We start from the raw sequence: 26,800 nt of genomic DNA, 5'->3' as shown, positions 1-26,800 counted from the left end.
TTAGCAAAACCCTGTTTCGAGAATCCCAAATAATACTAACTATCCTAATTTTGTGTTCAGCCCAATTTATCTATCTTAGGTAGCTAAACTTTCTAATTAAGAGATTTGACCAAATCCACCGCCGCCAGGAGTTTCTATTACAAAAACATCTCCAGTTTTCATCTCTACTGTTGCTGTGCTGTCTAAATTCTCTCCGATTCCATTCTGACGTTGTATCCAGTTGCGTCCTACTTTTCCTGCTTCCCCACCATTTAATCCAAAGGGAGGAATCAGCCTATGGCCAGAGAGAATATTAGCTGTCATCTGTTCTAGAAATCGAATGCGGCGAACAACTCCATTACCACCCGAATATTTTCCTTTACCACCGCTATCGGGACGAATACTAAAGCTTTCTAAAAGAACAGGATAACGGGTTTCTAGTACTTCTGGATCGGTCAAACGAGAGTTCGTCATGTGGGAATGGACACCATCAGTTCCATCAAAATCAATCCCCGCTCCAGAGCCGCCGCAGATAGTTTCATAATATTGATATTGCTCATTACCAAAAGTAAAATTATTCATCGTTCCTTGAGAAGCAGCCATGACACCCAAAGCACCATATAAAGCATCAACAATGGTTTGAGAAGTTTCTACATTACCTGCTACTACTGCTGCGGGATAGGTTGGGTTGAGCATACAGCCAACCGGGATAATAATTTCTAGAGGATTAAGACACCCGGCATTAAGAGGAATATTATCATCAACTAAAGTACGGAAGACATATAAGACTGCTGCTTGAGTTACAGCTTTAGGAGCATTAAAATTACTATTTAGTTGTAGAGAAGTCCCAGTAAAATCGATGGTAGCACTGCGGTTTTCTGGGTAAATCGTTACTTTAACTTGAATTTGTGAGCCATCATCCATTTTATAAGTAAATGAGCCATCCTTGAGAACTGCGATCGCACGTCTAACAGACTCCTCAGCATTAGCTTGCACAAATGTCATATAAGCCTGAACAGTATCAAGCTCATATTGTGAAACCATTTTACGAAGTTCTTGAACTCCCCTTTCATTTGCGGCAATTTGTGCTTTGAAATCAGCTAGATTTTGGTCAGGGTTACGAGCCGGATAAGTATGATTTGAGAGGTGCTGTTTTACTGAATTTTCTCGAAAATTTCCCTCTTCAACCAAAAGGAAATTATCAAAGAGAATTCCTTCTTCTTCTACTGTGGTACTGTTGGGAGGCATTGAACCAGGAGTAATTCCACCAATATCGGCTTGGTGTCCACGAGAAGCAACAAAAAAGAGGGGAGTGAAGCATGGATTATTTTCACAACTATCTAGAAAAACTGGGTTAATTGCAGTTACATCAGGTAGGTGGGTTCCGCCGTTATAGGGGTTATTAGATAGATAGACATTTCCCGGTTTTAGGGTGTCGCCTTTATCATTAATTAAACTGCGGACACTTTCACTCATTGAGCCTAAATGTACAGGAATATGGGGGGCATTTGCTACTAATAATCCAGAAGAATCAAAAATAGCACAGGAGAAATCTAGCCTTTCTTTGATATTCACTGATGTGGCCGTGTTTTGTAACACGATTCCCATTTGTTCAGCGATAAATTGATAGAGATTTTTGAATATTTCTAAACGGATGGGATCTGGTTGAGATTTTATGTACATTTTTGACTCCTTTTTCTAAAAAAACGCAAATCTGTAAGAAAGATAACTGATATTGATTCTCCTGCAAATACAGATTAAGCCTGATGAATTCATCAAGCTTTACGTTTTAAAATTAGATGATTACGTTCAGTTAATCTGGCGTTCCAGTTAGGTTCAACTACAATTGTGCCAATTTTTTCGACGACGATCGCAGGGCCATTAATACTATCTTCTGGTTGCAAATCTTCCCGTCGATAAATAGGTGTATCATGCCATTTATTATGACTAAACATTCTAACTGTCTCAACACATACGGGAGCTTCATCTAGAAAACGGGTACGGGTAATTAACGGTTCTTCGGGAGTATCCATTTTCTGAATTACTTCCACTGAAGCTGATTCGACAATTAAGCTTTTCTCTAATTGAATAAAACCATAGCGAGATTGATGTTCAATTTCAAACTCTTGTCGCATAAATACCACATTATCAGCAAAATTAACGGTCATGGTAGAGTTAGTTCCCTCATATTTTAAGTTAATTTTTCTGACTATTTCTACTTGACTCAGTGCCTCATCTATTTCACTTCTAGCTTGAGTTTCTAAATACGCCATTAACTGCTGTAATTTAGGAATTAATGCTTGGCTTAAAGGTTGTTCTACTCCCCCTTCTCTAATTGCCCGCACATCCGCTAATCCCATTCCATAAGCAGACAGAACGCCAGCATAAGGATGTAAAAATATTGTTTTCATTCCCAAGGTATCGGCAATTAAACAAGCAACTTGCCCACCTGCACCGCCAAAACAACAAAGCACATATTGGGTAACATCATAACCCCGTTGCAGACTGATTTTTTTAATTGCATTCGCCATATTTTCCACTGCGATCGCAATAAATCCAGCGGCTACTTCTTCGGGAGTAGAATGATTTAATGTAGCGGCTTGAATATCTTGGGCTAATTGTGTAAATTGCTGAATGACAGTATCTTTATCTAAAGGTAAATTTCCATCAATTCCAAAAACTGAGGGAAAATATTGTGGGTGGATTTTACCTAACATCACATTGGCATCAGTAACCGCTAATGGCCCGCCACGCCGATAACAAGCAGGACCAGGATTTGATCCAGCAGATTTAGGCCCAACACGATAACTAGAACCATCAAAAAAGAGAACTGAACCACCGCCAGCAGCAATAGTATTAATTGCTAATACAGGAACTCGCATCCGCGCCCCAGCAATTTCCGAATCCAGTTGTCGTTCATACTCTCCTTTAAAGTGGGCAACATCTGTACTGGTTCCACCCATATCAAAGGTAATAACTAACTCGAAACCTGCTCTTTTACTAGTTTGAACTGCGCCAACAATACCGCCAGCCGGGCCACTTAAAATACTATCTTTACCTTGAAATTGTTCGGCTGCAACTAAACCGCCATCAGATTTCATGAACATTAATTTTACTTTGGGTAACTGACTCGCTACTTGGTTGACGTAGCGCCGCAGAATAGGAGTTAAATAAGCATCGACTACTGTTGTATCTCCTCGACTAACCAACTTCATTAACGGACTAACTTGATGGGATACGGATATCTGCGTAAAGCCGATTTCTTGGGCAAGCTGGGCTATTTGTTGTTCATGATTGGGATAGCGATCGCTGTGCATAAAAACAATCGCACAACTCCGAATTCCTGTGTGGTAAACTGCTTGCAAGTCACTTTTGACTTGTTCAATCTTTATCGGTATTAATTCATTTCCTTTGGCATCATAGCGTTCATCTATCTCAATCACCTGCTCATAAAGCATGGTTGGTAAAACGATATGGCGAGCAAAGATATTAGGACGATTTTGGTAGCCAATTCGCAGCGCATCTTTAAACCCTTTGGTGATGAGAAGAACGACGCGATCGCCCTTCCTTTCTAATAGCGCATTTGTTGCTACCGTTGTCCCCATTTTTAGCACTTCTATCGCTTCTGTAGGAATGGGTTCGTTGTTAGCAATACCTATGATATCCCGAATACCTTGGATGGCTGCATCTTGATATTGTTCAGGATTTTCTGAAAGTAGTTTGTATACTATTATCCATTGCTGATTAGACAAAGGGACGATTAAAAAGCGTTCAGGATGTTTTGATAGTCCATCTATAATTGCTTGATTATTAGTAACAGCAACAATATCTGTGAATGTTCCACCACGGTCAGCAAAAACCTTCAACATTACTATGTTTCCTCGACACTATAGAGGTAGCATAACAATAGGCAGCAATATTGCTTGAAAGTTTGTTAAAGAAAAATACAGAGTTCAGAATTATCTTCTCAGTCTACAATCTCTAGTACAGTACGGCGTAAATAAACCACTCATTCCCAATCAACAAAACCCTTACGCTGTCTTCATTTTTAATTTTTAATTTTTAATTTTTAATTCCGCCTTGCGGTACTAGTCCCTAGTTCAAGATTGACTTAACTTATTCCACGGCTACGAAAACATCGCAAGTCTTTCCGATAAGCTCCTGCATTCTCTCGTTTTCATGAATTGTCGTGGGGAAATATAGCGCGCTTGGGTGCAGTACAGTTTTGACCTCTCTCCAAACCTCTCTCCTAAAAGGAGCTACGGTGTACACAAAGTCGAAAAAAGATCAATTTCTCATTGTTCTCTCGTTTATCTCGTTTATCTCGTTTATCTCGTTTATCTCGTTCCTATTGCTCTGCATAGGAATGCCTGATTAGAGACTCTGCCTCTAGTCAGATATTGAGTCAGAGACTCAATGAATGCATTCCCAGTCTCCGACTGGGAACGAGGAAATGCTTATCAAGCTAGGTTTTTAGGACTTGTGTGTAGACCGTAGCCTAAAAGGAGAGAGGCTTTGAATCTTACTCCCCTTTCCTTGAAGGAAAGGGGCCGGGGGTTAGGTCTGTATTTCATGCTATTGGGAACCGCTATATCATTAGTACCAATGACTAATGACCACTGACTAATGACTAAATCGGCGGGCTGCTATACCTCCTACCCCTTGAAATGATGGGATTACCGCCGATTTTTGTTGATTATTAACTCCGCAAAGAGGTCACATTCATATCATCATTTAGTCTGCGAATCAGACGGGATAATTCACGAATGATATTCACCGCAATTTCGGGAGTTTCTTCGATCGCATCATACAGCTGCTCTTGCGTCAGTTCTAAAAATTCACAAGGTTCCAGAGTCGTTGCGGTGGCGGAACGAGGTTGAGTATCAAATACTGCCATCTCACCAAAGTATTTTCCCTGTTCCACCTCTGCCAATTGTTTATTCCCAATGTGAACTTTAACTCGACCTGACACGACAATATAGAGCGATCGCCCTTCTTCTCCCTGTCGAAAGATGGTGTAATTAGCTGGAAATGACAATTCGTTCATCACTGAAGTGAGCCGCACAATAAAATCATCCCGCAATTCCTTAAAAATCGGGACTCGCCGGACAAATAATAAACGGTCAACACTGGTTAACATAATTACAAGTTAAAATCTAACATTACTGAACATCTCAAAACTGAAGTTAGAGGGCAATTAGTCATATTAACCGATGTTGAATGCTAGCTGCCAAGAATATCCCAGGCTTTAGCATCTGACAAGGGTTCTCTTCAATAGGAGCGATGCCTACGGCGGTAAACTACGCTCTTAAACTTCTCAGATACTAACTCAGTATTAGGTATGACGAACTGCTACTCTCTCCTATACGGTTTAGTTGTCATGTAGAAAGCCCAAAACATATAGTCAATTTGTTAATCACTTTTATTTATCGTTTTAAAAAACAAGAGTATTTGCTCTTATTTGGTTGAAAGCCATAATATTGACTTCATTAGCTCCCAAGGTACCTTGCTGAGAAAAAAAATCACCAATTTGATTAGAGGCATAGTTTAGCGCTATAGGCATCGCCTCCAAAAATCCGACAAATTGGAAAATTGACTGATTACTAGCGAACCTCGATTGGTTGTCGTTAAGTACAACAGTCACAAAATTTCCTGAACTGCATTCACATCGAGAAGCAGAGAAGGATGTAAGACAAACAGCATTGAATTATCGTGAGCAACAATTATGAGTTGGCTAATTAGTACATTAATTATTGGAATCTCTGTCGCTTTTGCAACCACTTTTGACGACAATTTATACTTAACGGCCTTCTTCGGAAAAGTCAATCGCAGCTTTCGTCCTAAGCATATTGTTGTCGGTGAATTTCTGGGATTCACTACCTTAGTTTGTGCTAGTCTCCCTGGTTTCTTCGGCGGTATGCTTATTCCTAGCACCTGGATTGGTTTGCTAGGTTTGCTTCCCATTGCCATCGGTATCAGTAATTTCATCAGTCGAGAAGAGGAAGGGGAGACAGTGCAAGCTGTGTCAGTTGACTTAACTCCTACCAAATCTGGACGCCAGAAGAAATCACTATTCGCAACCATCCGCGATCCTCAAACCTACCGCGTTTCGGCTGTCACCATTGCCAATGGAGGAAACAACATTGGGATCTATGTACCGTTGTTTGCTAGCAGCAATCTTCCAAGTTTGGGTGTAATTCTGTGTGTTTGCTATTTCACTGTTGGTACGTGGTGCTTACTCTCTTACAACCTGACTCGTAATCCTCTGATGACACCCGTTCTAACTCGCTACGGTCGGAAAATCTTCCCCTTTGTCTTGATTTACTTGGGACTCTCTATCTTGATTAAAAGTGAAACATATCGACTTTTGCCTAGTTTGGCAATGCTTGGGAACTAGGTATGAGGCGATGCGGCGGTAAACTATGTCTACGATAGACGCTCCATGCGATGTCTGCGACGGGCTACGCCTACGCATCTAAAATCTGAAAACTTGAAATTCTTGATGGGTATTATGTCCAATCGTTTTCCATCCAAAAAGATTTATTAATCACTTGAATTTATCAAAATGAATAACAATAATATTTGCTCTTATCAATCAAGTTATCTAAAGTGAGAATAAAGCACATTATCGATGGCTCTTATAAAAGCAAGCCCACCAATAGGAATCAGATTATGAAGGAACTAATGATGAATCAATCAAACTCTAAAAAATTAACTCAGTGGCTCGTAAAAGCATTGTTTCTGGTAGTTGTCGCGGGATTTACTCTACTTATCCAGCCCAGCGCTAGAGCGCAAACACTAACACCATCCATACCTACGGAATCTGAACTAGCTCCAGTTGAATCACCAATGGAGCCTGTAACAGCACCAGTCATATCTCCGGTTGTATCGCCAATGGAGCCTGTGACAGCACCAGTCCTATCCCCAATAGTCTCTGTAGCAGATAACGTTAGACATTTATTACAAACCAATGAATGTGTCGGCTGTAATCTGACTGGAGCAATGTTAAAGGATGCAAACCTGCAAGCGGCAAACTTAGAAGGTGCTAACTTACAAAATGCAGACTTAGAAAGAGCTAACTTACAGCAAACAAACTTACAAGGGGCTAACTTTCAAGGAGCAGATTTAGGCAAGGTAAACCTTTTGGGAGCAAACTTAGTGGGAGCGAACCTATTTGATGCAGACCTAGAGAAAGCTAACCTCCTGGGAGCTAACCTGCAAACCGCTAACCTACAAAACGCAGACTTGGAAAATACAAATCTGACAAATGCAAACATCCAGGGAGCTAATCTGATGGGCGTTGATTTGGAAGATGCTATCAGACCGGAAGGATTTGCTATTCAGTAATTAAATTGAAGTTGTCCGTACAAATTGAATAAAAGACCTCAAAAGCCTGATTCAATAATGAATACAGGCTTTATTTTAATATTTAAAGGCTCGCGGCGATCGCTCATGTAGAGACGCGATTTATCGCGTCTTGAGAGCAATACGCTTGGGTTAAGGGCTAATAGTACAAAATTGCGGGTTTTCAAGACGCGATAAATCGCCGTCTCTACAAGTGTTTTGGTCTTATCTGAACTGTATTAGTCATTTAATTCCATCAATTCTTTTGTTTTCAAATCAGTTGCTACAGGTTGAGAACATGCAATCTGAGGAGAGATAGAGCAAATCGCATCTGTGGTTGTTTCAAAACAATTTGATAACCCAATTGTTTTTAACAATCCTGTACGTTCTAGTAGTTGTTGGACTTCGGGTTGTAACCCTGTGAGAATTAAGCGGCAATTGTGCCGTTCCAAGTCATGATAAATATCCTCTAAGGCTACTAACCCAGTTGTGTCCATATTTGGCACAAACCGCAACCGGAGAATTAAATACTTTACTTCCGGTTCATCGCGAAGGAAGGTAGCAAACCGTTCAGCAGCACCAAAAAATACGGGGCCATCTACTCGATAAACGGCAATTTCCTTACCTAATTCCAGAGGAGTACCAGGAGGAAATACTTCGGTTTCAGGTATTTTAACTAAGCTTAAATCGCTCATCCGTTTGATGAATAACGCTCCAGCTGCAATCAATCCCACTTCGACAGCGAGAACTAAGTCAAACAAGATTGTCACTAGCCAGGTAAGAATCATCACAGCAAAGTCGGAGTAGGTAGCACGCATCAATAAACCAATGGCTTCCCACTCAACCATTCGCAGACTAACCACCATCAGAATCCCAGCAAGTGCTGCTAAAGGAATCTGTGCTGCTAGGGGTGCTAAAGTTAAAACGATTATCGCTAAGGCAACGCCGTGAATTACCCCAGATAGTCTGGTTTTACCGCCAGAACGGACATTGACAGCAGTCCGAGCGATCGCACCTGTGGCAGGAATGCCACCAAAAAATGGCACAATCATATTAGCTAAACCTTGACCAATTAATTCGCGATCGCTATTGTGTTTCTCGCTGACAGTCATACCATCAGCTACTACCGCCGATAGCAACGATTCAATACTTCCCAGTGCAGCTAAAGCCAAAGCCGGATTAATTAGTTCCCGAATCACACTAAAATCATTCCAGTGGGGAATACCTTGAGGCATCGGTAAAGATTGAGGAATGGTGCCAATTGTTGGTACATTCAAATGGAAAGAAGATGCGATCGCAGTTGCTAACACCAGCCCTACCAAAGAACCTGGTATTGTCGTATTGATCCTCGGCCACAAAACATTGGTTGCAATCACCACAACTGCCAAGGCAACTGCTGCCCAGTTTAAAGCTTCTACATGAGTTAGACTTTGCCACAGTCCCGGCAAAAAATGTTCGCTACGCGGTAATTTTAAACCAAAGAAATTATTTAACTGACCACAAAAAATAATGACGGCAATACCATTAGTAAAACCTGCCGTCACCGGATAAGGAATAAACTTTACTAACTGTCCAAGTTTGGCAACCCCCAAGGCAATTTGGATAATTCCAGCCATCACCCCAGCAATCCAAACTTTCTCAAGGCCGTACTTGGCGACAATTCCCACTAAAACTACAGCCATTGCACCTGTTGGCCCTGTAATCTGTACTGAGGAACCACCAAAAATTGCGGCGACAATTCCCGCCACAATCGCGGTGTAAAGTCCCGCTTTTGGTTCCACACCACTGGCCACCGCAAAGGCTAAAGCCAAAGGCAATGCCACCACTGCTGCTGTTAGTCCTCCCGTCAAATCGCCACGCAGTCCACCAAACAAGCTACCCAGCCGCAAAAGCTGTGGTTCTTTGAGGATATTAGATGTTGCCATATCGTCATTTTCAACTCTTATACACAATTTGCTGAAGCACACACAAATGTTATTCCATCTTTTCGGTAGATTTCATCAGGGTTGTTGATAATTTCCCGATTGCGTATGGGTTTTGGTTCAAGTTCGCCTATTTGCTGATTAATAAAAGCGCAGGCTTACTTGACATAATGAGTATAGTGTGTGTATAAGAGTTGGCGATCGCTACAGAGTTCTTTAGCAGGGCGACGGCTGGTGGTTTAAAACTCTGCGTGTTTTAGCAGATAAGCTCGAATATGAGGAAGTAACGCACAGCAGCTAGCGCCAGTACAGCCCAAAAATTTGATGTTTTTAAACAAACAAGCCTATTTTTAGTATTAACTTTATAATTTATATGAGTACAAATTTGGTAAATACTAATGTTGCAATCGATTGAAGGAGTGTATAGGAACGGTAATATACAACTTTCAGAATTACCATCTGATGTATCAGAAAGCCGTGTCATTGTAACTTTTTTAGAACCCAAACAAGCTCCAATCCAAAAGCAGATAATGCAGTTTGGTATGTTTTCTGGGAATAAACAATCAACAGAAAACGATTTTAAAATTACTGAATTTCATGGAGATACCGAAGACGGCTTAAACTGGTCATAGGTAATTATGAAGTACGTGATTGATACTCATGCTCTCATCTGGTTTATTGAAGGGAATTCGCGATTAGTGCGAATGCAAATGCTATTCTTTCTAATCCTGATTCCCAGTTAGTTATACCAGCTACCTGAAACTTGGAGATGTGTACGCACACTCAAGAGTCACTTAGGGGCAGTTAATGCGATCGCAATCAGTCCTGATGGTAATACTTTAATCAGTGGCAGTGATGACAGACAAGTTAATTTGTGGAACTTGAAAACCGGAAAATGGCTTTACACCTTCTCTGGACAAGCAGAAGCAGTTTTATCAGTTGCTATCAGTCCTGATGGAAAGCAGATTGCAAGTGGTAGTGTCGATTGCAAAATCAGCAGTTGGCAGATAGACACAAAAAAATTTATCCAGACATTCTTTTATTTAAACTCTCCCTATAGTCATAATGGTTTTGTTAACTCAGTAGCCTACAGTCCTGATGGGGCAATTCTTGCTAGTGGTGCTGCCGATAAAACGATTAGAATTTGGGGACGCTACACGGGAACAGTAAAACGTACCTTGAATGGACATTCAGATGCAGTTTTATCTGTCACCATCAGTCCCGATGGTAAAATTCTTGCAAGTGGTAGCGCCGATCAAACTATTAGAGTTTGGGATGTCAAAACTTGGGAACAGCGCTATATTCTCACTGAACATTTGGGTGCAGTTAATACAGTTGCCATCAGTTTTAACAGTCAAATTCTGATTAGTGGTAGCACAGACACCACAATAAAGCTGTGGAATCTCCAAACTGGAGAATTACTTTCTACTCTGACAGGACACTCAAGGGCCGTTTTGTCTGTTGCCATCAGCCCTGATGGAAAAACCCTCGCCAGTGCCAGCCGAGACGGTACAATCAAACTTTGGAACCTCCACACTGGGGAACTACTACAAAATCTTTCCGGGTGTAATCCCGTTGCTTTTAGCCCTGATGGCAAGATGCTGGTAAGTGGCGGTAATGGCGGAAGCATCAAGATTTGGAATGAATTTACTCTTGACTCTGGATTATTTGGGGAATGGTGGGAAATCTTGGGCGTAAATCAGAGCGATCGCCCCAATGTTGTTAAACTTGCATACCGCCGATTAGCAAGATTGTATCATCCTGATGTTAATAGTTCTGCGATCGCAAAAACTTCGATGCAAGCAATTAATCGAGCTTATAAAGAATTCCAGGAGCATTTAAATGTTCACAAATATATTAATTTTGATAAATAAGTTGCCTTACATCCTTCGTTACGACTAGCCGATATACCCGCATTTCTCACAAGCTCAAGGCGTTTGATGGAGCAGAAGAGAAGTAATGAGTAATGAGTAAAAACTTATTACTTATTACTTATTACTTATTACTTATTACTTCTCCCCTGCACAAGCGCAGGCTTTAGGAGGTGTGGTGAGAAATCTGGGTATAGTGGTGGGTGGTGCGAGAATTGCGATCGCGCGAGACTTAAACAAGCGCCCTCAATTGCAGTCGTTTATGTTAGCAGTTTATTGATACTAGTCAAAATATGAATAACAATATTACCATCCTTAACCGACCTTTAAAACTAGCCTGTGGGGCAGAATTGCCAAATCGGATAGCTAAAGCTGCCATGAACGAACAGTTAGCTGACGATCAAAACAGCCCTACAAAAGAAATTATCCGCTTGTATAAGCGGTGGGGATTAGGAGGAGCCGGTTTGATGATTACCGGTAATGTCATGATTGCTCGGACAGCTTTGGTTTTACCACGCGATGTTGTAATTGAAGATGAACGGGATCTGCCACTTCTCGAAGAATGGGCAGTTGCAAGCATTGCACAAGGTGGTCATATATGGATGCAGATTAATCATCCAGGACGGCAATCACCAATTTATTTATCACCACAGCCTGTAGCACCATCATCAATTCCACTACAACTTTCTGAAAAAGAATTCGCTCAACCCAGAGCATTAACTGAAGCGGAAATTAAACATCTAATCGAACGTCACATTTATACAGCAAAAATTGCAAAAAAAGCTGGTTTTACTGGTGTACAAATCCATGCTGCTCATGGATATCTAATTAACCAATTTTTATCGCCGCTTTCTAATCAACGTCATGATGACTGGGGAGGAACACCTGAAAAGCGAATGCGTTTCCTCTTAGAAGTATATCAAGGAATACGTAATTCTCTTGGTCAAGATTTTCCGATTAGTGTCAAACTCAACTCCGCTGATTTTCAACGAGGTGGTTTTACTGAAGAAGAATCTATTAATGTTGTCCAAGTTTTAGAAAAAGTTGGTGTTGACTTGATAGAAATATCTGGTGGAACTTATGAAAAGCTGGCGATGATGGGACAGACAGATATTGCTCAAAAAGAAAGTACACGCCAACGCGAAGCTTATTTTTTAGAATATGTCCGGAAAGTTCGCTCCTCAATTTCTCTACCAATTATGTTAACTGGTGGTTTTCGTTCAGCCGATGCTATGACTCAAGCAATTGAAGAAGGAAGCGTAGATGTTATCGGTTTAGCACGACCGCTTGCAATTGCACCAAACTTGCCGATTGAACTTCTGACAAATCGAACTAGCGGTATTACGCTACAACCCCAAATAGCACAGACTAATGATCTAGATCAACAAGGAATGCTTGAGATTATTTGGTATACACAACAAATTCATCAATTGGCAGCAGAAGACAAGTCAGCATAAAAGTATATACAGTCAAATAAACAACCAACAATATCAGTTTATAGATCAATGCAGTAGAGACGGCGATTTATCGCGTCTCGAAAACATGGTCAGGGAAAGGAGTGAGGGCGGTGGATGGGTCAGTCTAGCCTCGCGCTGGGGTGAAGTTTATTTTTTAGTTTAGCTTGCGTAGTTAAGCAAGTTTTACTCGCAGCTAAGAATCCTTTGAGGTAATTAAAAATTGGAGCAAAGCAACTTGACGAGCTTCACTCCCGACTAATCTCAAAGTACACGCAGTAAGCTGGGAATGCTTTCAATTGCTGACAAATCCCGAATTTCTGCCAAAGCTTGCCGAAAATTACCTTCTCGCACATCATGGGTAACAACCACAATCTCTGCAAGTTCGCCTTGAAAGCCAGTTTGGACAATTGACTCTAAGCTAACGCCATAATTGCCAAAGCAAGTTCCCAATTTACCTATAACTCCAGGCTGGTCATTGGTGAGGAAACGGGCGTAAAACCGAGTTATCAATTCTGCCATCGGCGCAATTTGGCAGTATTCCTGATGTCCACAAGTTAATAAGGGATTTGCAACTGCTGTATTGGTTTTGAGGACAGCAACTAAATTTAAGATATCTGATGTGACAGCACTGGCGGTTGCACCAGCACCAGCACCGGGACCAAAAAACATTACTTGCCCAATTGGTTCTCCTTCGACAAGAATGGCATTGTAAACGCCGTTGATGCTAGCCAAAGGATGGGCTTGGGGCACTAAGGTAGGGTGAACTCTGACGGAAAGGGGAGATGAGGGAGTATCACGTTTAGCGATCGCTAACAATTTAATCACAAATCCCAATTTTTCGGCGTAGGCAATATCTGTCTTGCTGACTTGCCGAATTCCCTCGGTATAAACATCTTGTAAATTGATCCGTCCACCAAAGCCTAATGATGCGAGAATAGCAATTTTATCGGCTGCGTCTAAGCCATCGACATCGGCTGTGGGGTCAGCCTCAGCATAACCCAAACGCTGGGCATCAGCTAAGACATCGCTGAAGTTGCTGCCTTCTGTTTGCATCCGCGTCAGGATGTAGTTCGTTGTACCGTTCACGATACCAGTTACAGTATGAATCCGGTTAACACTTAAAGACTGCTTCAAGGGTTGAATCACCGGAATCCCACCACCCACAGCCGCTTCTAGCATGACGTAGACGCCTGCTTGATTGGCAGTTGTGAAAATTTCCGCCCCAAAGCGGGCGATCGCTGCTTTATTGGCGGTGACTACATGCTTGCCATTACTTAAAGCTTTGAGAATTAGCGATCGCGCCGGCTCTAGTCCGCCCATCACCTCGACAACTATATCTACCGCTGGATCGTTGACAATAGAATCTAAATCTGTAGTTAAGACTTCCGTAGACAATTCTACTGCACGGGGTTTATCTAGCGATCGCACTCCCACCCGATAGATTTCTATCTCTTGCAACAATGGGTGACGCCCAGCGCTATCTTGCAACAACTGCACTGTTCCCGTTCCCACGGTGCCTAATCCCAGTATTCCTAGTTTCACACCCACAAATTTTGCACCCAATTTATTTTTTAGTGCTGAGTGCTGAGTGCTGAGTGCTGAGTAGTAACAAGTATTTAGTACTTTACCCTTCAGAACTGAGAACTCTTTCCTCAGCTATTTACAATATTCATAACAAAACAATTGTAGGTAGAGCGTTTGCCCTACCTACTGATTATCCTGCTTCCTTTGTCATTTGTCCTTTGTCTTTCGTCCTTTGTCTAAAACTAATACTTCGACTTCGCTCAGTACAAGTGACTAATGACCAATGACCAATGACTAATGACCAAATTAGTAAGTTTCTACATGCCAACGATGGGCTTTCTTGAGTTCCTTCTGGTAAACACTCCAGGTTACGCCTTCCTTAGCAGCAGCAGTTGTTAAGGCTGCATCAATACCTTCTTCCATACCTCGCAAACCGCAGATGTAGGTGTGGGTTTTTTCATTTTTAATCAGTTGCCACAATTCATCAGCATGTTCTGCTACGCGGTCTTGGATATACATTCTACCGCCTTGAGGATTTTTTTGTTCGCGGCTGATGGCAGGAGTGAGGCGGAAGTTCTCAGGATATTTTTGTTGAATTTCTTCCAGTTCTTCCTTATATAAAAGGTTTGGAGTTGTGGGTACACCAAATATTAGCCAAGAGAATCCTTTAAATTGGTAATCTGGGTTTGCTGCTCTTTCTGCATCTTTAAACTGACGCCAGAGGTAAGCTCGCATAGGGGCAATACCTGTTCCGGTTGCCATCATGATCACATTAGCATCAGGATCATTGGGTAACAACATTTCCTTACCCACAGGCCCGGTAATTTTTACCTCTGCCCCTGGTTCTAAGAAACACAGGTGGGTAGAGCAAACACCGTAGACTGTTTCACCAGTTTCTGGGTGCTTGTATTCCAACTGGCGGACGCACAGTGATACTGTCTTATCATCCACATCATCGCCATGACGAGTTGAAGCGATGGAATAGAGTCTAAGTTTTTCCGGCTTGCCGTTCTTGTCTAATCCTGGGGGAATAATCCCAATACTTTGACCTTCTATATACTTCAAATCACCTGCGGAAATGTCAAATTTGAGGTGTTGAACAATACCAATACCACCTTCTTTGACTAGTGGTTCATTAGATACTACCTTACCAATAAACGGAGCATTGGGCCGGTAAGTGTTAACAGGAACGTCACCGTGGTCTTTTTTGGCTTTCGCTTGAGTCATGGTGTTGCCTTTCTTGTCCTTGTTCTTGAGCTGTTCTTCAGCTGGTGTTTTAGCGAAGCCTTTGACTTCACTATCAGCTTTTACAGGTGTGGCTTTACCATTCCCTTCACTGTCAGCAGTGTCCTCAGATGTCGCTAACTCGCTGACAACGCTTGTAGCATTCTCAAATGAGGCTTTACCATTAACTGGCTCTAGAGCAGTCGCAGGCTGGATGCTAACAATTGTGCCGCCTAGACGAGTGATACGTCGCATTTCTTGATTCATGCGGTTGTAAGGCACTCTGATGAACACACTGCCACTTTTCCGAATTGGGTAGTTAGTTTGATCAGTTTCTTCGCTCTGACGCAAACCCACCACTTCATAAAGGAAGATGCGGCTACCTAATTCTGTGTTGGCAGCACCCTCAACAGCACCTTGATTGTACATTCGTTCTACCACTCCGATAATTTACTTAACCGTTTTTCAAAAAAAAACTATTCCCATCCCATGCCAGCTTTAGTTTACCGGATTTTCGTTTCACAAAACTGGCTCTCTGAGAAAAAGGCATCATTAAATTAATGCCTTGCTAAGTACACTCACCAAAGACATGCAGGCATAGCAAAAAACACACCTGTTCACCTTCTAAGGTAAAGGATAAGTTCTTGGGAGAATGTTAATAATGAGTCAATTTAATCTTTTTTTTGTTAACTACCACCTGGATCAGAGAGATAGCTTTTTACCTTACTACTCAACAAGCAAATGAACAATAGCAGATATTGATAGGAATACTAACTTGATTGGTAGAAGCTACCGCTTAGTTTACCTCCAAAAGTTGCCGTTGTGCTTGTCTACTCCAAGGACTTAAATCAGAGAATGCCAATCTCGGAAAGTTTTCTTCCGATTGGTTTTACTTCTCAAAATTTACTGCCCTCCCGAAATTTTGTTAGCTATATTTATGACCTGTCTATGGGAATTACATGACTCTGACAAATTCAGCTAGAAACATAACGACAGAGAGAACCGTGATTTAAGCAACTGTAATCAGTTTCACTTGATGTGAAAAATCTGTCAACCTCTATTCAGTGCTTTGCTATAACGCCAACGCTTCTATTTGAGCATATTCATAAATTTACAGCGAATAATTTGACCAATGCAAGTTGTTGGCTCATTCCTTGGATAGATTTTTGCTTTGAATATCTTAAGCATTGTCGAACCGGAATTACAATTTAGGAAGGTCACAAAATTCGCTACAACAACAAATTATACCTTATAGAGTTGATTATATAGAGTCACAAGTAGCAGAATCAGAGAAGCGCAACACTCATGAGCGGTGTTGATCCCCATTTTTAAATTAACAACTAAATTAACAAAAAATGATTGATGAACCACGCTAATTCTTCTTGACAGCAATCTTGTATGGGATACCCCCTTCTGTTAAAATCAAATATACCACTAGGATTAAATACTTACCGGCACCAACATTCAGCCTAGTCCGACGAGTAGCAACTTAATTACTTTGTTGCCTACCCGCTCGCTTGGTGTCTTATAGCTGTGCTAGGTAGCAAGAACGCAGGATAAACCAAAGGGGTAAACTCCTGGCTTCAGAATCTGCTGTGTGAAAAAATATTGACACAATTTTAGTATTTTAGAGGAGATTTATGACAAGTAAGCCGGAACGCGTGGTACTGATTGGAGTAGCCGGAGACTCTGGGTGCGGGAAATCTACGTTTTTGCGTCGTTTGATAGATTTGTTTGGTGAAGATTTAATGACAGTTATCTGTTTGGATGACTATCATTCCCTGGATCGCAAACAGCGTAAAGAAACTGGGATAACGGCATTAGACCCTAGGGCGAACAATTTTGATCTGATGTATGAGCAAATTAAAGCGCTCAAAAGTGGTCAAGCGATTGATAAGCCGATTTACAACCATGAAACTGGCTTGATTGACCCGCCAGAGCGGGTAGAGCCGAATCACATTATAGTTGTTGAAGGGCTGCATCCTTTATATGATGAGCGGGTGCGATCGCTAATCGACTTCAGTGTTTATTTTGACATTAGCGATGAGGTCAAAATTGCCTGGAAAATCCAGCGAGATATGGCTGAACGCGGTCATCGCTACGAAGATGTCTTAGCGCAAATCAATTCCCGCAAACCTGACTTTGAAAAGTTTATCGAACCACAAAGAGAATTTGCCGATGTGGTTCTCCAGGTATTACCCACGAACTTGATCAAAAACGATACGGAGCGTAGAGTCTTAAGGGTACGTATGCTCCAGCGGGAAGGTAAGGAAGGCTTCGATCCAACCTACCTATTTGATGAAGGGTCAACAATTAATTGGACTCCCTGTGGACGCAAATTGACCTGTTCTTATCCTGGTATGCAACTATACTACGGCTCCGATGTTTACTACGGGCGCTATGTCTCAGTACTAGAGGTGGATGGTCAATTTGACAACTTGGAAGAAGTAATTTACATCGAAACCCATCTCAGCAATACATCCACAAAATATCAGGGTGAATTGACTCACTTGTTACTCCAGCACCGCGAGTATCCAGGTTCCAACAATGGTACTGGTTTCTTCCAAGTGCTTACAGGTTTGAAGATGCGTGCTGCCTATGAGCGGTTGACAGCTACAGAAGCAAAGTTAGCGGTTCAGGTTTAAAGCAGCAGTGTTTGTGTCAAAGCTTGTGGGGGCACTTCCGGGTGTCCCCATTTTTTTTGTGTTATTAAATACATTTTCTCCACAAAATAATTAGCATACATTTATCTTATTTACAGATACTTAGCTTATAATTAGCGGTTTTTATCAATATCAATCAGATACTAACTAGTGAAGTATAAATATTGTTATCATTTCATAAATTAGCTAGTTGATCTAAATACCACATTTAGTCAGCTAAAAAACTCAAGTCAGGAGGAATTTCCTTTGTCTCGTCGATATTTATTTACCTCCGAGTCAGTCACCGAAGGTCATCCAGATAAAATCTGCGATCAGATTTCTGATACTATTCTAGATGCCCTATTGACACAAGATCCGAGCAGTCGTGTTGCCGCTGAAGTCGTAGTTAATACTGGTTTGGTGCTAATCACTGGTGAAATAACCACCAAAGCTAATGTAAATTTCGTCAATCTCGCCCGGAAAAAAATTGCCGAAATTGGTTATACCAATGCTGACAATGGCTTTTCTGCTAACAGCACCAGCGTTCTGCTAGCTATAGACGAACAATCACCCGATATTGCCCAAGGCGTTAACACCGCCCAAGAAACCCGCCAGCAAGATAGTGATGAGCTATTCGACAAAATTGGTGCGGGCGATCAAGGTATAATGTTTGGCTTTGCTAGCAACGAAACACCAGAACTGATGCCCTTACCCATCAGTCTCGCCCACCGCATTGCTCGCCGATTGGCAGCAGTCCGCAAAACAGGTGAATTGTCATACCTGCGTCCTGACGGCAAAACCCAAGTGACTGTGGCTTACGAAGACGGACGCCCCGTAGGTATTGATACTATTCTAATTTCCACTCAGCATACAGCCAGTATTGGGGAAATAACGGATGAGGCGGCTGTACAAGCCAAAATTAAACAAGACCTCTGGTCAGCAGTGGTCGAACCTGTTTTTGGCGATATTGACGTTAAACCTAACGAGGAAACACGTTTTTTAGTCAACCCCACTGGCAAATTTGTCGTTGGTGGTCCTCAAGGAGATTCTGGTTTGACAGGACGGAAAATAATCGTTGATACCTACGGTGGTTATTCACGACATGGTGGCGGCGCTTTTTCCGGCAAAGACCCCACAAAGGTAGACCGTTCTGCTGCATACGCGGCTCGTTATGTGGCGAAAAATATTGTCGCCGCTGGGTTGGCAGAAAAAGTTGAAATCCAGCTATCCTATGCTATTGGTGTAGCGCGACCAACAAGTATCCTAGTAGATACCTTTGGCACCGGCAAAGTGGATGAAGAAACCTTACTAGAATTAATCAATCAGCACTTTGAACTGCGTCCGGCGGGGATTATCCATACCTTCAACTTACGCAACTTACCAAGTGAACGAGGCGGACGTTTTTATCAGGACGTCGCGGCTTACGGTCATTTTGGGCGGGCTGATTTAGACTTGCCTTGGGAACAGACCGATAAAGCCGAATTGTTGAAGCAAGCTGCAAATGAGTCACTTTCGGCAGCAGTTGCTCAGGCACTGACTTAGCCTTATACGCTACTACAAAAACTTAGTTTATCTACGTGAGGGTATTGGTAACTTGATAAGTAACCAATATCCTCATTTTTGCTAGCCACCTGAATATCGAAAAGTATAGCAAGGGACTGGGGACTGGGGACTGGGTGAAAAGTTTTTTTGTGTCTAAGTTTTATCATCTGTTAATGTCCTGACCACCTTGGCTGTTGCTATAAAACTATCAATACGCGAGGCTCATGTGCCACTTAAAGATTTGAATTTTAAGTTGAACCGAAATTCGGGCAAAAAAATTCAATAGAATCCAAAAATATTGGTATATATAGCTATAACAAAAAACCTAAGCATGAAAAAGAATAATTCATCCGCATTGGAGCCTACAAATACAAATTTACAAATGCGTCGTTTCCGATTATCCTTTCTCTACGCTGTGCCAATTGGGGTGTTAGGAGGATTGATTGGCTTAGGGGGTGCAGAGTTTCGACTGCCAGTCCTTGTTGGCACATTGGGTTATTCAGTGCGACAGGCTGTACCTTTGAACCTGGCTGTCAGCTTGATTACGATTGCTGCTTCCCTGGCAATCCGGGGTAGTACGCTTTCTTTGGGCCAAGTGATTCCATTACTTCCTGTGATCTTCTCGCTGATTGCTGGAGCAGTTATCACTGCTTTTTTTGGGGTGGCGATGGCAGGAAGGTTCTCAAACGAACAGCTTGAGCGAATCATTTTAGTGCTATTAGTAGTGATTGGCATTGCCCTAATAGTCGAGGGTTTTCTACCTCAACAAATACCAGCCCTTTTACCGCCTGCTTTAAGTTGGCGTATTCCAGCAGGTATTTTATTTGGTCTAGCAATTGGACTGGTAAGCAGTTTACTTGGGGTTGCAGGGGGTGAAGTGATCATCCCAACACTTGTTTTCGCTTTTGGTGCAGATATTAAAACAGCAGGTACAGCCAGTCTTCTAGTTAGCCTGCCAACTGTGCTAGTAGGAGTTATCAAATATGCTAGTCGAGGTGCATTTGCAGATCGTACAGCCTTGGGTAATACCATAGCGCCTATGGGAGTTGGCTCGGTGATTGGAGCCATCATTGGAGGAATGCTTGTCGGTATTATTTCAGCAGCAGTACAGAAAGTGACGTTAGGGGTAATCTTGAATATCTCCGCGTTTCGAGTCTTTCACAAAGCCAATTCTTCTAATAAAAAAGTTGAAAGCTGATTTTAGCAGAGCTTTTCAGAATATATTGTACTTTTTTAAGTGGATATCCGCTCAATCCTAAATCCCAATAAGAAACCCCCTCCGCCTTCGTCATAAGAAAATAATTACAAGGCAGAGGGGTTTCATTTATCTTAATATTTTTGTAGAGGCAGATTTTAGGGATTAATGCTGGCAAAAAACCAGTTCCTTTGATTTAAAACCCGCAAAAACCTATGTTGTGTTTATTTTAACCTGCCAACTTAGTTGAGCCTAGTCCCAATCGGGAATTTCGGCATCTTCTCCACCAATACCGATTCCAGTGTTAAATATTTCAGCATCAGTGAGATTGAGATCATTCATTGATGCTTTATACACATTAGAATCGTGAATCGTAGCGCGAGTAAAATTTACTCCGTTAAGATTGGTTTGCTTCAAATTCACATTGGTTACATAAGCGGATGTTAGGTTAGCACCTGCCAAGTTTGCACCAGTTAAGTCAGCACCTTCGAGGTTAGCTCCTACAAGGTTGGCTCCTTGGAGCTTCGAGCCTCTCAAGTCAGCACCAATTAGATGAGCGCCACTGAGGTTAGCTCCTGATAGATCACACTGGATACATTCCCCAGTTGAAAGCAGCTTTTGTAAGTCCTGCGGATTCTCGGCTCTAACCGAGCTAGTGAAAAATAGGGGAGTTGCTAAGGCCATGGCCGCTAATAGCTGGAGTTTCATAATTTTCCCCCTTAAATAATCAAGTTGCGTCCGTTCTGTCCCTCACAATTCTATTATCTCACTAAATTTCGTAAGGTCAATCTATCTCCTGATAACTTAGTTGTGATATGAAACAAGAAGAAAAATAATGTCACAAATGCTATTGGTTCTGATTTTGGCGATTTTTAGACGATAATTCGGCAAAAATTGCCAGTATTAAATCACTATTAAATCTTTTTAAAAGCTTGTACAATTCGTCATAATGCTGATTTTATAAGTATTTATACTTGATAAATTATCTAATTTAGCTTAAGTCTTCAGAAAGAAATTCTCGCATATACTGATTAACCAATTCCGGCTGTTCTTGCTGTACCCAATGGCCACAATTGGGAATATACTTAATTTGAAAATCCCTGACATAGGCTGCGGTGTCGTAGGTTAGTTCCTTGCCAAGTGCAGTGTCATTTTCTCCCCAAATCATCAGTGTTGGCACTTCCAAAATACCCCAGTTTGAATTTAGTATTCTTTGTTGAAAAACATTGCGGTAGTAGTTCAACATTGCTGTCAGGGCACCGCGTTTTGCAGCAGCATCTTTATATGCGTCAATATCCGCTTTAGTAAAAGCACTCTTGTTAACTGCTGTACCTTTAAAAATTGTTTCAATTGCTTGGTAGTCTGAAGATTGTAAGAATACTTCTGGTATCCACGGTAGTTGGAAGAGGAAGATGTAGTAACTACGCTGCAACTGTTGGAGAGTGCGTAAGCCTTGACTAAATTTGGCAGGATGAGGCAGGTTAAGAATAATTAATCGCTCTACCATTTCGGGGTGAGTGTATGCAAAATTCCAAGCGATCGCACCACCCCAATCATGTCCAACTAAAACACATTTTTGGTATCCTAATCCTTTAATTACTCCCTCAACATCTTTGATAAATTCATCCATGACATAAGCTGATTGCTCATTTGGTTTATCACTATCGTTGTAGCCACGCAAATCAATGGCGACGACTTTAAAATTTTGGGCAAATTCTGGTATTTGATGCCGCCAAGAGTACCAAAACTCAGGAAATCCGTGCAGCATCAACATTAAAGGGCCTTCACCTTGGGTAACATAGTGTAGTTTTACCCCATTGCTAGTTATATATTCGTGTTTCCAAGAACTTTCTATTAGAGACATAATTAATCCAAATTCAGCATTAAAAAACACTAAATAATAATACTGTACTTAATAAGTGTAATATGATTTTAAGCAGACTCACATCTATTAAAAGACAGTATTACGATAGTGATTTTTTGCAAAAAGTTAGACAATTTGCCTTGAGGTAGATGTGAATCGTGAGTAAATTTTGGTAAAAGGTAGATATTATAATTCTCCCCAACTACCATGACACAACAGTTGACAAACCATGCTTCATTGTGGGTTGAGCGGCTGGGACGATTTGGCTATGTTTCCAAGGGAGTAGTTTACGGTATAGTTGGACTACTGGCGGCACAGGTGGCTTTTGGCACGGGTGGTAAAACAACTGATACTCAAGGCGCTCTCCAAACAATTGTCAACCAGCCATTTGGTAAATTTTTGCTGGCTTTAGTTGCAATCGGCTTGATTGGATACGTAATCTGGCGTTTTGTACAGGCAATTAAAGACCCAGAAAATAAAGGTAATGATGCCAAAGGTTTGGCAGTACGAATTGGTTACGCAGTTAATGGCTTGATTTATGCAAGTTTAGCCTTAAGTGCTGTGCAAATCGTTATGGGTACAGGCAGCGCTAAGAATAGTAGTGATTCTACTGAAGATTGGACAGCACGTTTGCTTTCTCAACCCTTTGGTCAATGGTTAGTTGGAACTGTGGGGGTATTGATAATTGCTCTAGGTTTTTATCAGTTTTATCAAGCTTTTAGTGCCAAATTTCGTAAAGAACTCAATTTAACTGAGTTAAGCAACAAGGAAGCCCAATGGGTAATGAGGATTGCCAGATTTGGTTTAGCGGCACGGGGTATAGTCTTTTGTATTATCGGCTGGTTTTTAATCGAAGCTGCAAGACAGTCGAACGCCGCTACCGCGCAAGGTTTGGATGAAGTATTACAGACTCTAGCACAACAGCCTTATGGAGTATGGCTTTTGGGTATTGTGGCATTAGGTTTGGTTGCCTATGGAATTTACACAATAATACAGGCGCGGTATCGTCGGCTAGTCAATGTTTAGATGGTGCAGTGCCGAAAATTTTAATTTATAGCAATGGCAATAATAGAAACCCGTGGTATCTGGCTGACCACTACTGATAGTAAAGTTCTCAGATCAAAAGAACGCATTGCCGAGGCGATGGATTTCCTCGCCGAGATGGGATTTAATGTGGTGTTTCCCGTTGTTTGGAACAAGGCAGTAACTTTGTATCCTAGTCAAACAATGCGGCAGACTTTTGGAGTCGAAACTGACCCGCTATCTGTAGGTCGTGACCCCCTAGAAGAGGTGGTAGTTGAGGCGCGGCGAGTTGGGTTGAAAGTTATTCCTTGGTTTGAATACGGCTTTGCCAGTTCTTACAATTTGAATGGTGGTTTACTTTTACAGAAAAAACCGGAATGGTCTGCGCGTGATTGTAATGGTAACTTACTGAAGAAAAATGGCTTTGAGTGGTTGAATGCACTCGACTCACAGGTGCAGGAATTTTTGTTGAACTTGGTGCTGGAAGTTGTAAAGAATTACGATGTCGATGGTGTCCAAGGTGACGATCGCTTCCCAGCATTCCCCTCTGAAGGTGGCTATGATGAGGGAACTGTCACCCGCTATCGCCAACAATTTAATTGCAATCCGCCACAAAATTCCAAGGATAGGCAATGGTTACAGTGGCGTGCAGATATTCTGACTAACTTCTTGGCGCGTCTCTACCAGGGGGTGAAAGCGGTGAATCCTAACTTGCTAGTAGCGATCGCACCTAATATCTATGATTGGGCATTCCAGGAATATCTGCAAGACTCGCCCGCATGGCTGAAGCGGGGAATAGTTGATATGATTCAGCCGCAGATTTATCGTCGTGACTTTGGGAGTTATTCTGCGATCGCTGATAAACTAGTAAACCAGCAGTTCACAGATGGGACACTGCCGAAGTTAGCGCCGGGAATACTGATGAAACTTGGCTCTTACTGCATTAGTCCAGAATATCTGGTGCAGGCAATTGAATACAATCGCCAACTGGGCATTCAAGGAGAAGTATTCTTTTTTTACGAGGGTTTGCGCGAAAATAATAATACCCTAGCTAAAGTTTTGCGAAATGGGCCTTATGCTAAATCTGCATCATTTCCCACTCTGTCAGATTTGAGTGCGGGTGGTGTGAGTCACAAGAGGACATCTTCTATTTGGCCAAGGGTGAAAAGGGTGTTAAAAAAGATTTTTTAAGGGAAAAGGCGCGTGGAATCTCAATTGCCAGTGGAGCGGATAATTAAGACTTTAAAAGAGGATTTACCGACACTTTTTGAAAAAGATATTTCATATCAAATTTATACACAGGATATCTATTTTAAAGATCCGGTGAATACATTCAAATACAAATTTAACTATCGGATTATATTTTGGACTTTGCGATTTCACGCTCGGCTATTTTTTACCCAAATTTACTTTGATGTCCATGAGGTTTATCAGTCAGCCGAAGACACGATTTTAGCAAAGTGGACAGTGCGGGGAGTGTTGCGGGTTCCCTGGAAAGCTGGTTTGCTTTTTAATGGGTACTCAACGTATAAATTCAACCAAGACAATTTGATATACGAGCATATAGACACTTGGGATAGAAAACCAGGGGAGATTTTACGGCAGTTTTGGCAAAGGGGATAAAACCTATAGGATAGCCATTTATGGTATAGAAATGTATAGAAACTTGTAAAAATATAAAATATAGTTGTTAAATGCACACATTTCTAGCTTCTTCCTCAATGCAGCTGTCCGCACCACCAAATCACTTGCAGCCTATGAAGATTGTCGCACTGGGGGACAGCTTAATTTATGGATTCGGTGATCCGGAAAAAGGAGGCTGGATTGAGCAACTAAGGCGGTGGTGGATGTTGCCGGATAGTGATGGTCATATTCTTTATAATTTAGGGGTAAGAGGCGATCGCACGCAACAAGTAGCACAAAGGCTAGAAGTTGAATTTCGCCACCGAGGTGAACTGCGAAATCGTGTTCCCGACTTGATTATTTTATCAGTAGGCGTGAATGACTCAGCGCGGTTGGCGCGTCCCGATGGTCGAAGTTACACAGATTTTACATTGTTTGAAAAGGAAATTGCTTCTCTGCTAGATTTAGCACAGCAACTCTGTCCTGTGTTATTTGTGGGCATGGTGCCAGTGAATGAAGCCAAGATGCCATTTTTAGATTGTTTTTACTATAATCATGCCGACCAGTACCGCTACAAAGAAGCAACTCGAATTGCTTGTACAAAACGGCAGATTCCCTATTTAGATATTTTTGAGCAATGGATGGAACGCGGTGAAACTTGGCGGCTCAAACGCTTGAGTGAAGATGGACTTCATCCCAATACAATAGGTTATCAAGCTTTGTTAGAGGATGTAATCAATTGGGATGCCATACCTTCTCTACGAGACGCTACGCGAAAAGTGGGTTTTGCCAACGCAGTTCACCATTCTCAATTTGATTATCGCCTTAAACCATCCTAATAATTAATATAGATGTGTTGGTGCTTTGAGGCTAGTCAAGATTCTCATATTTGCCATCATGGCAAAAAGCACCACAATCTTCCTAAATTTTTAATGAAAGCGAATTTAACATCCATTTATTACTCCCAACTCCCAACTCCTAACTCAGCACTCAGCACTCAGCACTCCTATGACACCAACTTTATTTGGTCGCTGGCAAACTCGATTATTATTACTTGCAACTGTAGGTGTACTCGTATCTTTGCCTTTTGTAATGGGTTGGATTGGTCCTGGTGCTAACTCGGTTTATTTTTGGATACTTGCTTATGTCGCCATCTTTGGAATAGGTTGGGATGTGCTTTATGACTATCTGCAAAAATCACGCTGGGATAGAGATTGGCCCGCAGTTTATCAACTCTTAGCTGGTATATTGGAATTGGTATTTGTATTTTGTGGAGTCAAGCTGTTTGGCTTTTTACCAATACCTTTACCAAAAGAGGAACTGTCGCCAGGAGCTTTTTTACTGCACTATAGCATTGTGTGGTTAGCAGTGTTTATTACTTCCCAAAGCCTAATGCGAATTATCTTCCCCCGTTGGCGTTTCCGGGGTGGAGAATGGTTGTAATACATTAGATACTCAAACTAATTTAATCATAAGTTACAGCAATTTCAGGTAATTAAACCATAGTGTAGAGACGCACATATAGCAATCCTATTTGAGTTGTGAAAATGCGCGATGTCCAGATCCCCGACTTCTCGAAGAAGTCGGGGA

Annotated in this window: 22 protein-coding genes and 1 pseudogene; 14 read left to right on the top strand and 9 right to left on the bottom strand. The window is 41.7% G+C overall.

Going from position 1 to position 26,800, the window contains the following annotated elements; all coding sequences use genetic code 11:
- Nucleotides 1-96: 96 nt before the first annotated feature.
- The 4 genes from ABF638_RS17785 to ABF638_RS17770 all read right to left on the bottom strand — a co-directional run bounded on the left by ABF638_RS17785 (nt 97) and on the right by ABF638_RS17770 (nt 5,623).
- Nucleotides 97-1,662, bottom strand: a complete 1,566-nt coding sequence (locus ABF638_RS17785) for a hydantoinase B/oxoprolinase family protein (protein ID WP_435024245.1) — start codon at nt 1,660-1,662, stop codon at nt 97-99.
- Nucleotides 1,663-1,754: 92 nt separating this feature from the next.
- Nucleotides 1,755-3,848 (bottom strand): hydantoinase/oxoprolinase family protein, encoded by a 2,094-nt coding sequence (locus tag ABF638_RS17780; RefSeq protein WP_435024243.1) that lies wholly within the window; start codon nt 3,846-3,848, stop codon nt 1,755-1,757.
- Nucleotides 3,849-4,678: 830 nt separating this feature from the next.
- Nucleotides 4,679-5,119: a Crp/Fnr family transcriptional regulator gene (locus ABF638_RS17775; protein ID WP_069074674.1), complete on the bottom strand. Its 441-nt coding sequence runs from the start codon at nt 5,117-5,119 to the stop codon at nt 4,679-4,681.
- A 294-nt stretch (nt 5,120-5,413) separates the two neighbouring features.
- Complete coding sequence (locus ABF638_RS17770; protein WP_435024241.1) at nt 5,414-5,623, bottom strand: hypothetical protein; 210 nt, start codon at nt 5,621-5,623, stop codon at nt 5,414-5,416.
- An 81-nt stretch (nt 5,624-5,704) separates the two neighbouring features.
- On the opposite strand from ABF638_RS17770, the gene ABF638_RS17765 reads away from it, so the two are divergent.
- Both ABF638_RS17765 and ABF638_RS17760 read left to right on the top strand, forming a co-directional pair.
- Nucleotides 5,705-6,376 (top strand): cadmium resistance transporter, encoded by a 672-nt coding sequence (locus tag ABF638_RS17765; RefSeq protein ID WP_435024240.1) that lies wholly within the window; start codon nt 5,705-5,707, stop codon nt 6,374-6,376.
- A 290-nt stretch (nt 6,377-6,666) separates the two neighbouring features.
- Complete coding sequence (locus ABF638_RS17760; protein WP_435024273.1) at nt 6,667-7,326, top strand: pentapeptide repeat-containing protein; 660 nt, start codon at nt 6,667-6,669, stop codon at nt 7,324-7,326.
- A 236-nt stretch (nt 7,327-7,562) separates the two neighbouring features.
- Here the strand turns inward: ABF638_RS17760 and ABF638_RS17755 are convergent, their stop codons facing one another.
- Nucleotides 7,563-9,248 carry a SulP family inorganic anion transporter gene (locus ABF638_RS17755; RefSeq protein ID WP_435024239.1) on the bottom strand — a complete coding sequence of 562 codons (1,686 nt, stop codon included), beginning with the start codon at nt 9,246-9,248 and terminating at the stop codon, nt 7,563-7,565.
- A gap of 395 nt (nt 9,249-9,643) precedes the next feature.
- Between ABF638_RS17755 and ABF638_RS17750 the strand changes: the two genes are divergently transcribed.
- The 4 genes and pseudogenes from ABF638_RS17750 to ABF638_RS17735 all read left to right on the top strand — a co-directional run bounded on the left by ABF638_RS17750 (nt 9,644) and on the right by ABF638_RS17735 (nt 12,573).
- Nucleotides 9,644-9,877, top strand: a complete 234-nt coding sequence (locus ABF638_RS17750) for a hypothetical protein (protein ID WP_334898655.1) — start codon at nt 9,644-9,646, stop codon at nt 9,875-9,877.
- Nucleotides 9,878-10,021: 144 nt separating this feature from the next.
- Nucleotides 10,022-10,114 (top strand): annotated as a pseudogene (locus tag ABF638_RS17745) (WD40 repeat domain-containing protein); the annotation flags it as partial.
- Between the two features lie 3 nt (nt 10,115-10,117).
- The gene (locus ABF638_RS17740) at nt 10,118-11,119 is read left to right on the top strand and encodes a DnaJ domain-containing protein (RefSeq protein ID WP_435024238.1); all 1,002 of its coding nucleotides are present in this window, start codon (nt 10,118-10,120) and stop codon (nt 11,117-11,119) included.
- Between the two features lie 290 nt (nt 11,120-11,409).
- Nucleotides 11,410-12,573, top strand: coding sequence for an NADH:flavin oxidoreductase/NADH oxidase family protein (locus ABF638_RS17735; RefSeq protein ID WP_435024237.1), 1,164 nt, complete (start codon nt 11,410-11,412; stop codon nt 12,571-12,573).
- A gap of 261 nt (nt 12,574-12,834) precedes the next feature.
- Here ABF638_RS17735 and ABF638_RS17730 read toward each other — a convergent pair whose 3' ends face one another.
- Together ABF638_RS17730 and petH are read right to left on the bottom strand one after the other, a co-directional pair.
- Nucleotides 12,835-14,121 carry a homoserine dehydrogenase gene (locus tag ABF638_RS17730; protein WP_435024272.1) on the bottom strand — a complete coding sequence of 429 codons (1,287 nt, stop codon included), beginning with the start codon at nt 14,119-14,121 and terminating at the stop codon, nt 12,835-12,837.
- Between the two features lie 282 nt (nt 14,122-14,403).
- Nucleotides 14,404-15,750 (bottom strand): ferredoxin--NADP reductase, encoded by a 1,347-nt coding sequence (gene petH / locus ABF638_RS17725; protein WP_435024236.1) that lies wholly within the window; start codon nt 15,748-15,750, stop codon nt 14,404-14,406.
- 1,211 nt (nt 15,751-16,961) lie between these two features.
- Between petH and ABF638_RS17720 the strand changes: the two genes are divergently transcribed.
- The 3 genes from ABF638_RS17720 (at nt 16,962) to ABF638_RS17710 (ending at nt 20,703) form a co-directional block, all read left to right on the top strand.
- The gene (locus tag ABF638_RS17720) at nt 16,962-17,966 is read left to right on the top strand and encodes a phosphoribulokinase (protein WP_181932234.1); all 1,005 of its coding nucleotides are present in this window, start codon (nt 16,962-16,964) and stop codon (nt 17,964-17,966) included.
- A 264-nt stretch (nt 17,967-18,230) separates the two neighbouring features.
- Nucleotides 18,231-19,505, top strand: a complete 1,275-nt coding sequence (gene metK, locus ABF638_RS17715) for a methionine adenosyltransferase (RefSeq protein WP_435024234.1) — start codon at nt 18,231-18,233, stop codon at nt 19,503-19,505.
- Nucleotides 19,506-19,836: 331 nt separating this feature from the next.
- Complete coding sequence (locus tag ABF638_RS17710) at nt 19,837-20,703, top strand: sulfite exporter TauE/SafE family protein (RefSeq protein ID WP_435024233.1); 867 nt, start codon at nt 19,837-19,839, stop codon at nt 20,701-20,703.
- 249 nt (nt 20,704-20,952) lie between these two features.
- Here the strand turns inward: ABF638_RS17710 and ABF638_RS17705 are convergent, their stop codons facing one another.
- Together ABF638_RS17705 and ABF638_RS17700 are read right to left on the bottom strand one after the other, a co-directional pair.
- Nucleotides 20,953-21,408, bottom strand: coding sequence for a pentapeptide repeat-containing protein (locus ABF638_RS17705; protein WP_069071538.1), 456 nt, complete (start codon nt 21,406-21,408; stop codon nt 20,953-20,955).
- A gap of 283 nt (nt 21,409-21,691) precedes the next feature.
- Complete coding sequence (locus tag ABF638_RS17700; protein WP_435024230.1) at nt 21,692-22,564, bottom strand: alpha/beta fold hydrolase; 873 nt, start codon at nt 22,562-22,564, stop codon at nt 21,692-21,694.
- Nucleotides 22,565-22,771: 207 nt separating this feature from the next.
- Here ABF638_RS17700 and ABF638_RS17695 point away from each other — a divergent pair, with 207 nt between their 5' ends.
- The 5 genes from ABF638_RS17695 to ABF638_RS17675 all read left to right on the top strand — a co-directional run bounded on the left by ABF638_RS17695 (nt 22,772) and on the right by ABF638_RS17675 (nt 26,653).
- Entirely contained in the window at nt 22,772-23,590 is an 819-nt protein-coding gene (locus ABF638_RS17695; protein ID WP_435024228.1) for a DUF1206 domain-containing protein, read from the top strand.
- Between the two features lie 33 nt (nt 23,591-23,623).
- Complete coding sequence (locus tag ABF638_RS17690; protein WP_435024227.1) at nt 23,624-24,778, top strand: glycoside hydrolase family 10 protein; 1,155 nt, start codon at nt 23,624-23,626, stop codon at nt 24,776-24,778.
- A 12-nt stretch (nt 24,779-24,790) separates the two neighbouring features.
- Nucleotides 24,791-25,210, top strand: coding sequence for a DUF2358 domain-containing protein (locus tag ABF638_RS17685; protein WP_181932239.1), 420 nt, complete (start codon nt 24,791-24,793; stop codon nt 25,208-25,210).
- Nucleotides 25,211-25,281: 71 nt separating this feature from the next.
- Nucleotides 25,282-26,049 (top strand): GDSL-type esterase/lipase family protein, encoded by a 768-nt coding sequence (locus ABF638_RS17680; protein WP_435024225.1) that lies wholly within the window; start codon nt 25,282-25,284, stop codon nt 26,047-26,049.
- A 169-nt stretch (nt 26,050-26,218) separates the two neighbouring features.
- On the top strand, nt 26,219-26,653 hold the full coding sequence (locus ABF638_RS17675; protein WP_435024224.1) for a hypothetical protein: 435 nt from the start codon (nt 26,219-26,221) through the stop codon (nt 26,651-26,653).
- The last annotated feature ends 147 nt before the right edge of the window (nt 26,654-26,800 follow it).

Origin of the sequence: Nostoc sp. CALU 1950 (genome assembly GCF_051172895.1) — a bacterium.
Taxonomy (GTDB): domain Bacteria; phylum Cyanobacteriota; class Cyanobacteriia; order Cyanobacteriales; family Nostocaceae; genus Nostoc; species Nostoc edaphicum_A.
This window is presented reverse-complemented; position numbering and strand designations above follow the sequence as displayed.